Origin of the sequence: Bizionia sp. (genome assembly GCF_048259285.1) — a bacterium.
Classification (GTDB): domain Bacteria; phylum Bacteroidota; class Bacteroidia; order Flavobacteriales; family Flavobacteriaceae; genus Algorimicrobium; species Algorimicrobium hallyeonense.
In genome coordinates, this window is the sequence record NZ_JBLXHU010000065.1 from 1 (window position 1) to 7,808 (window position 7,808).

At 33.9% G+C, this 7,808-nt stretch carries 7 protein-coding genes and 1 tRNA gene; 6 read left to right on the forward strand and 2 right to left on the reverse strand.

The annotated features are described in order from the left end of the window. Together ACN0QX_RS14615 and rbfA are read right to left on the reverse strand one after the other, a co-directional pair. On the reverse strand, positions 1-996 hold a 996-nt coding region (locus ACN0QX_RS14615; RefSeq protein ID WP_417198015.1), incomplete at its 3' end, for an ABC transporter permease. Next, a complete protein-coding gene (gene rbfA, locus ACN0QX_RS14620; RefSeq protein ID WP_028282568.1) occupies positions 997-1,392 on the reverse strand; it encodes a 30S ribosome-binding factor RbfA in 396 nt (131 codons plus the stop codon). An 83-nt stretch (positions 1,393-1,475) separates the two neighbouring features. On the opposite strand from rbfA, the gene mce reads away from it, so the two are divergent. The 6 genes from mce (at position 1,476) to ilvC (ending at position 7,763) form a co-directional block, all read left to right on the forward strand. Then, entirely contained in the window at positions 1,476-1,877 is a 402-nt protein-coding gene (gene mce / locus ACN0QX_RS14625; protein WP_099568342.1) for a methylmalonyl-CoA epimerase, read from the forward strand. Positions 1,878-1,932: 55 nt separating this feature from the next. Continuing rightward, positions 1,933-2,009: transfer RNA gene (locus ACN0QX_RS14630), tRNA-Ile, on the forward strand. A gap of 256 nt (positions 2,010-2,265) precedes the next feature. After that, positions 2,266-3,942, forward strand: coding sequence for a dihydroxy-acid dehydratase (gene ilvD / locus ACN0QX_RS14635; RefSeq protein WP_417198018.1), 1,677 nt, complete (start codon positions 2,266-2,268; stop codon positions 3,940-3,942). 30 nt (positions 3,943-3,972) lie between these two features. Further along, on the forward strand, positions 3,973-5,706 hold the full coding sequence (ilvB, locus tag ACN0QX_RS14640) for a biosynthetic-type acetolactate synthase large subunit (protein WP_417198019.1): 1,734 nt from the start codon (positions 3,973-3,975) through the stop codon (positions 5,704-5,706). A gap of 1 nt (position 5,707) precedes the next feature. Then, positions 5,708-6,238, forward strand: coding sequence for an acetolactate synthase small subunit (gene ilvN / locus ACN0QX_RS14645; RefSeq protein WP_028607222.1), 531 nt, complete (start codon positions 5,708-5,710; stop codon positions 6,236-6,238). A gap of 22 nt (positions 6,239-6,260) precedes the next feature. After that, positions 6,261-7,763, forward strand: coding sequence for a ketol-acid reductoisomerase (gene ilvC / locus ACN0QX_RS14650; protein WP_417198021.1), 1,503 nt, complete (start codon positions 6,261-6,263; stop codon positions 7,761-7,763). Positions 7,764-7,808 lie beyond the last annotated feature (45 nt).

Consider the following 7,808-nt stretch of genomic DNA (forward strand, 5'->3'; position numbering starts at 1 on the left):
AATAACAGTCATTAAAACGCCTTGATAAAAAAAGATGTTTCTTATGTCTTTTACTGTTGCTCCTATATTATATAATGTGCTTAGGGTTTTCTTTTTATCCAAAATCATCATTATTATAGATCCTATGACGTTAAATAATGCAATAATTAGGACTAATGTAAAAATTAGATAGACTGCTAAATTCTCTGTGTTTAGCATTTTGTATATCGCATCGTTTAATTGATCTTTATTTTTGATAATGACGTTTTGACCGATTATAGTTTTAATTTTATCTTTAACAGCGTCCTCATCTGCATCTTCTGTTAATTTAAATTCTAAGCTAGTAATTTGATTGGGTTGGTAATTTAATAATTGACGTGCAGTATCAATAGATGCAAAAATGTACTTATTGTTAAGTTCTTCGTTAATATCATAAATACCTACATTTATGGTGTTTACTTGGTTTAATGCTTGGTTTTGAGAGGTGATTTGACCTTTTCCTGGTTTTGGAACAGATAAGGTGACTGTTTTACTGTAATCGTTTACAAATACAGATAATCTATTAGATATTGCCCAACCAACAACTATTTGTGGTGTGTCTTGGTACAGCCAATTACCATAAGGTATAACAGAGTCTATAGCTGTTATTTTGTTATAATTGTTGTCTACACCTTTGATGTAAGCTGGATGGTTATTACCATCTGACGAAGCAATAATACGTTCTTCTATTATTCTAGAAAAGTTGGCAACACCATCTATAGCGTGTAATTGTTTATTCTGACTATCGTTTAAAGTAAAGGATTTACCAATAGTAGTTTCAGCTTTCAGATCAGGATCAATAATACTTGAAAATTCTAGCGTAAAATCCCTTAAACCAGCAAAACCTGATAATACAATAAACAATGAAGCAGAACATAAAACAATACCTAAAATACCAATTATTGTAATAAAGTTAATAGCATTATTACTGCTTTTACTGCGTATGTAGCGTTTTGCTATGTATAAAGAAAAATTCAATTAACCTTTACTGCGTTTATCTAATAAATCCGGATTTTGAATTGGATTATCTTCACCCTTAAGTGATTTTTCAATTTTATCAATGTGCTCCAAACTGTCATCAACATAAAACTCTAATACAGGCATTCTGCGTAGTTGGTTTTTTGTACGTTGTGCCAATTCATGTCTAATCATTGGTTTATTAGCTCTAATTCCTTCTAAAAGCTCTTTAGCTTTATTGTTAGGAAATATGCTTAAATATACTTTAGCATCTGTTAAATCGGCAGTTACTCTAACTTTAGATACAGATATAATTATACCTCTCATTCCACCTTGTGTAGCAGCTCCTTGAAGGATATCTACTAAATCACGTTGTAAAACCGAAGCTATTTTTTTTTGTCTTTGACTTTCTTCCATAGTGCAAAAATAGTTGTTATTACAAGAATATATTACTTTTAAGCCATAATTAAGCAAATATTATACCCTAAAATACATAAAAAATGAAAAAGATAGAACATATTGGTATAGCTGTTAAAAATTTAGAAGAATCTAACGCGCTTTTTGCGAAGCTTTTTGGCAAATCGCATTACAAAATAGAAGCTGTAGAAAGTGAAGGTGTAAACACTTCTTTTTTTAAAGTAGGTCCAAACAAGATAGAATTATTGGAAGCAACCAAGCCAGAAAGTCCAATTGCTAAGTTTTTAGAGAAAAAAGGAGAAGGGATTCATCACATTGCATTTGCAGTTGAGGATATAAAATCAGAAATTTTAAGATTAAAATCCGAAGGGTTTGTAGTATTAAACGAAACACCTAAAAAGGGAGCAGACAATAAGTTAGTTGCTTTTTTGCATCCCAAAACGTCAAATGGTGTACTAATAGAGTTATGTCAAGACGATAAGTAATTAAAAAAAGTTTGCAGGATTTTAAAATAAGTGGTAATATTGCAATCCGATTTCGGGTCCTATAACTCAGCTGGTTAGAGTATCTGACTCATAATCAGAAAGTCCCTGGTTCGAGCCCAGGTGGGACCACCATTAAAACCGATTCATTAATTTGAATCGGTTTTTTTGTTTTTACAACTTTCTTTAAGACTTATAAATTCTTTTTTATAATATTTTGAATAAAATTAAGAGTCTTGGGTGTCATAATAAATAATATTTAAAATACTGATTATCAATTAATTGTATTGTTTTTTTGTAACCTGAATTTAGTCTGTATTTTAAAAATAGACTAGGCGTAAAAGGTCAAACTGCTACTTTAGATTAATATTTAAATAGAAGTGGACCATAAATGGAATTAAACAAATACAGTAAAACAGTAACTCAAGACCCAACGCAACCAGCAGCACAAGCCATGTTGCATGCTATTGGTTTAACAAAAGAAGATTTTTTTAAACCCATTATTGGTATTGCAAGTACAGGATACGAAGGTAATCCATGTAACATGCATCTTAATGATTTAGCTAAATTGGCTAAAAAGGGTACTAAAAACGAAGCTATTGTTGGGCTTATTTTTAATACTATTGGAGTTAGCGACGGAATCTCTATGGGTACTCCAGGAATGCGTTACTCATTGCCATCTCGTGATATTATTGCAGATTCTATGGAAACCGTTGTGCAAGCCATGAGTTATGATGGTTTGATTACAGTTGTAGGTTGCGACAAAAATATGCCAGGAGCCTTAATGGCAATGATTAGGTTAAATCGTCCAAGTATTTTAGTGTATGGAGGAACCATTGATTCTGGTTGCCATAACGGAAAAAAACTAGATGTGGTTTCTGCTTTTGAAGCTTGGGGAAGCAAAGTTGCTGGAACTATGGAAGAAACCGAATATCAAAACATTGTAGAAAAAGCATGTCCAGGAGCAGGAGCTTGTGGTGGTATGTACACAGCAAATACTATGGCTTCGGCTATTGAAGCTTTAGGGATGACTTTACCATTTAACTCATCTAATCCAGCATTAAGTGATGCTAAAAAAGAAGAGTCTGTTAAAGCTGGTGAAGCCATGCGTGTGTTGTTAGAAAAGGATATTAAACCTTCAGATATTATTACGCGTAAATCTCTAGAAAACGCAGTACGATTGGTTACTATTTTAGGTGGTTCTACAAATGCAGTACTTCACTTTTTAGCAATTGCAAGAGCAGCAGATATCGATTTCACTTTAAAAGATTTTCAAGATATAAGCGATAATACACCATTTTTAGCCGACTTAAAACCTAGCGGAAAATACCTAATGGAAGATGTTCACGCTGTTGGCGGAATTCCTGCGGTTCTAAAATATCTATTGAAAAAAGGATTAATTCATGGCGATTGTTTAACCGTTACAGGAAAAACAATTGCAGAGAATTTATTGGATGTTGCAGATTTAACTGAAGGTCAAGATGTAATAAAGCCAATTGAAGAACCAATAAAAATTTCAGGTCATTTAAGAATGCTTTATGGGAATTTGGCAACCGAAGGAAGTGTTGCTAAAATTACAGGAAAAGAAGGTTTAAAGTTTATTGGTAAAGCAAAAGTGTTTGAAGGCGAATATGCTGCAAATGATGGCATACGTGATGGATTAGTAGAAAAAGGAGATGTTGTCGTAATCCGTTATGAAGGTCCAAAAGGTGGACCAGGAATGCCAGAAATGCTAAAGCCAACTGCTGCAATAATGGGAGCAGGTTTAGGTAAAGATGTAGCATTAATTACAGATGGTCGCTTCTCTGGAGGAACGCATGGTTTTGTAGTTGGGCACATTACTCCAGAAGCTCAAGAAGGTGGTAACATAGCTTTAGTAAAAGATGGCGATATGATTACCATTGATGCCGAAACAAACTCCATTGTTTTGGAGGTTTCAGAAGAAGAATTGCAAAAAAGAAGACAGGACTGGAAAGCACCAGATTTAAAATTTAAACGAGGTGTGTTATACAAATATGCTAAAACCGTATCGTCTGCCTCAAAAGGATGTGTTACTGACGAGTTTTAAATAAAAAATAATTATCCAAAGCAGATTAATATGGATACAAAAACAATAAAAAAAGAAACAAACACAACGCAAACCACAGAGCGTATTTCTGGTAGCGAAGCAGTTATCAGATGTTTGTTAGCCGAAGGAGTTGATATCCTTTACGGTTATCCTGGAGGAGCAATCATGCCTGTCTATGACCAGCTTTATAAGTATCAGGACAAAATTCATCATGTGTTAACACGTCATGAGCAAGGCGCAACACATTCTGCTCAAGGTTATGCACGTATTTCGGGTAAAGTTGGTGTTGCAATTGCAACCTCTGGACCAGGAGCAACTAACTTGATTACAGGTATTGCAGATGCACAAATAGATAGTACACCAATGGTTTGTATTACTGGTCAAGTAGCCTCGCATTTACTAGGTAGTGATGCGTTTCAGGAAACAGATATTGTTGGTATTTCTACTCCAGTTACAAAATGGAATTGCCAAATTACTAAAGCTTCAGATATTCCTGAAGTTATAGCTAAAGCCTTTTATATTGCTAAAAGTGGTCGTCCAGGACCTGTTTTAATTGATATAACAAAAGATGCTCAGTTTGAAGAATTCGATTTTAAATACGAAAAATGTAAAGGCGTTAGAAGTTACAATCCAATTCCTAAATTAGATATTACCTCTGTTGAAGCTGCTGCAAAACTTATTAATTCAGCTAAAAAACCAATGATTGTTTGGGGTCAAGGTGTGGCGTTAGGTCAGGCTGAAGCCGAATTTAAAGCGGTTGTTGAAAAAGCTGGAATTCCAGCTGCTTGGACCATTTTAGGTGCAGGAGCAATTCCAACCTCTCATCCTTTAAATATTGGTATGGTTGGTATGCATGGTAATTATGCACCAAATGTTTTAACTAATGAGTGCGATGTTTTAATTGCAATTGGTATGCGTTTCGACGATCGTGTTACTGGTAATCTAGCAACGTATGCTAAGCAAGCAAAAGTGATTCATTTTGAAATTGATCCAGCCGAAATTGATAAAAATGTAAAAACAGATGTGGCAGTTTTAGGTGATGCAAAACAAAGTTTAGCTGCATTACTTCCGCTTTTAGAAGAAAAAACACATCCAGAATGGCATCAAAAGTTTAAAGATTTGTATGCTATTGAATATGAAAAAGTAATAAAAAACGACATCCATCCTACAAAAGAAGGTTTAACAATGGGTGAAGTTTTAAAAGAAATTAATTCGCAAACTAAAGGTGATGCAGCAATTGTAACAGACGTTGGTCAACACCAAATGATAGCCTGTCGTTATGCCAATTTCAATAAAACAAGAAGCAATATTACTTCTGGTGGATTAGGTACAATGGGCTTTGGCTTACCTGCTGCAATTGGTGCAAAAATGGCAGCTCCAGAGCGTGAAGTAATTTCAATTTCTGGTGATGGTGGTTACCAAATGACTATTCAAGAATTGGGTACCATTTTTCAGCAAAAAGTACCTGTAAAAATTGTGGTTTTAAATAATGAATTTTTAGGTATGGTTCGCCAATGGCAACAGTTGTTTTTCGATAAACGTTATGCGTCTACAGAAATGATAAATCCAGATTTTGTAGCTATTGCTAAAGGCTATTTTATTGAAGCCCAAAAAGTAACAAAGCGTGAAGATTTAAAAGACGCTGTCGCTAAAATGATAAACACAGATGGACCATACTTTTTAGAAGTTTGTGTAGAAAAGGAAGACAATGTTTTTCCAATGATACCAACAGGAGCATCAGTTTCAGACGTAAGATTAGAATAATATGGAAGCAGAAAACAACATATACACTGTTTCGGTTTACACCGAAAATAATATAGGATTATTAAATCGTATTTCGGCAATATTTCAGCGCAGACATATAAATATTGAAAGCATAAATTCTTCGGTTTCAGAAATTGAAGGTGTTTCAAAATTTACCATTGTAGTTATTATTACTGAAGACCAAATGAAAAAAATAATTGGTCAAATTGAAAAACAAGTCGAAGTTATTAAGGCTTATTTTCATACAGATGAAGATACCATCTATCAAGAGTCTTGCATTTTTAAAATGAAATCTGATTTATTGTTTGAGGAGCGACAAATTCAGAATATAATTAAAGAAAGCAACGCTAGAATTGTAACTGTAAATCGTGACTTTTTTGTTATTGAAAAATCAGGACGTAAAGAAGAAATAGAATTATTATATCGAGAATTAAGTGCTTTTGGAATCATGCAATTTACACGCTCAGGACGTATTGCTGTTACAAAAGATGAAATGAAAATATCAACAATGCTAGAAGCTTTTCAAGCATAACCAACAATTAAAATAAAAGACAATGTCAAATTATTTCAACACATTATCATTAAGAAACCAATTAGATCAATTAGGTAAATGTAGATTCATGGATGCTTCAGAGTTTGAAGATGGTGTTAACGCATTAAAAGGAAAAAAAATTGTAATTATTGGTTGTGGCGCACAAGGTTTAAACCAAGGATTAAATATGCGTGATTCAGGTTTAGATATTTCGTATGCATTAAGGCAACAAGCTATTGATGAGAAGCGTGCGTCTTATAAAAATGCTACCGACAACGATTTTAATGTTGGGACTTATGAGGAGCTAATTCCTACTGCAGATTTAGTATTAAACTTAACACCAGACAAACAGCACACAAATGTTGTAAAAGCTGTAATGCCTTTAATGAAAAAAGGTGCTACGCTAAGTTATTCTCACGGATTTAATATTGTAGAAGAAGGCACGAAAGTAAGAGAAGATATAACTGTAATTATGGTTGCTCCAAAATGTCCAGGAACCGAAGTTAGAGAAGAATATAAACGTGGTTTTGGTGTACCAACATTAATTGCTGTACATCCAGAGAACGATCCAGAAAACAAAGGTTGGGCTCAGGCTAAAGCTTATGCAGCTGCAACTGGTGGTCATCGTGCTGGTGTTTTAGAATCGTCTTTTGTGGCTGAGGTAAAAAGTGATTTAATGGGTGAGCAAACCATTTTATGTGGCTTGTTGCAAACAGGAGCAATTTTGTCTTTCGATAAAATGGTAGCCGAAGGTATTGAGCCTGGTTATGCAGCAAAATTAATTCAGTTTGGTTGGGAAACCATTACTGAAGCTTTAAAACATGGTGGAATTACAAACATGATGGACCGTTTATCGAATCCAGCAAAAATAAAAGCATACCAATTGTCTGAAGAATTAAAAGACATCATGCGTCCTTTATTCGAGAAGCATATGGACGATATTATTTCGGGTCACTTCTCTAAAACCATGATGGAAGATTGGGCAAATGATGATGTGAATCTTTTAAAATGGAGAGCAGAAACAGGTGAAACGGCTTTTGAAAAAACAACGTTAACAACAGAGCATATTTCTGAACAAGAATATTTTGACCATGGAACGTTATTAGTAGCATTTGTTAAATCTGGTGTTGAATTAGCTTACGAAACTATGGTTAGTGCAGGAATAATTGAAGATTCAGCATATTACGAATCACTTCACGAATTACCATTAATAGCAAACACCATCGCTAGAAAAAAATTATTTGAAATGAATAGAGTAATTTCTGATACTGCAGAATATGGTTGCTATTTATTTGATCATGCTTGCAAGCCATTATTGACAGATTTCATGAAAACAGTGGAAACAGATATTATTGGTAAAGCATTTGCAACTACAAATGGAGTAGATAATGTGGAGTTAATAGCTGTAAACGATGCGATTAGAAATCATCCAATCGAAACAGTTGGTAAACGATTAAGAGCAGCAATGACTGCAATGAAAATTATAAAATCTGATGTAAAATCAGAAGAATCAGTTTTAGCTTAAATCTATTGTCATTCCGAATTAATTTCGGGATCTCATAAAACATGG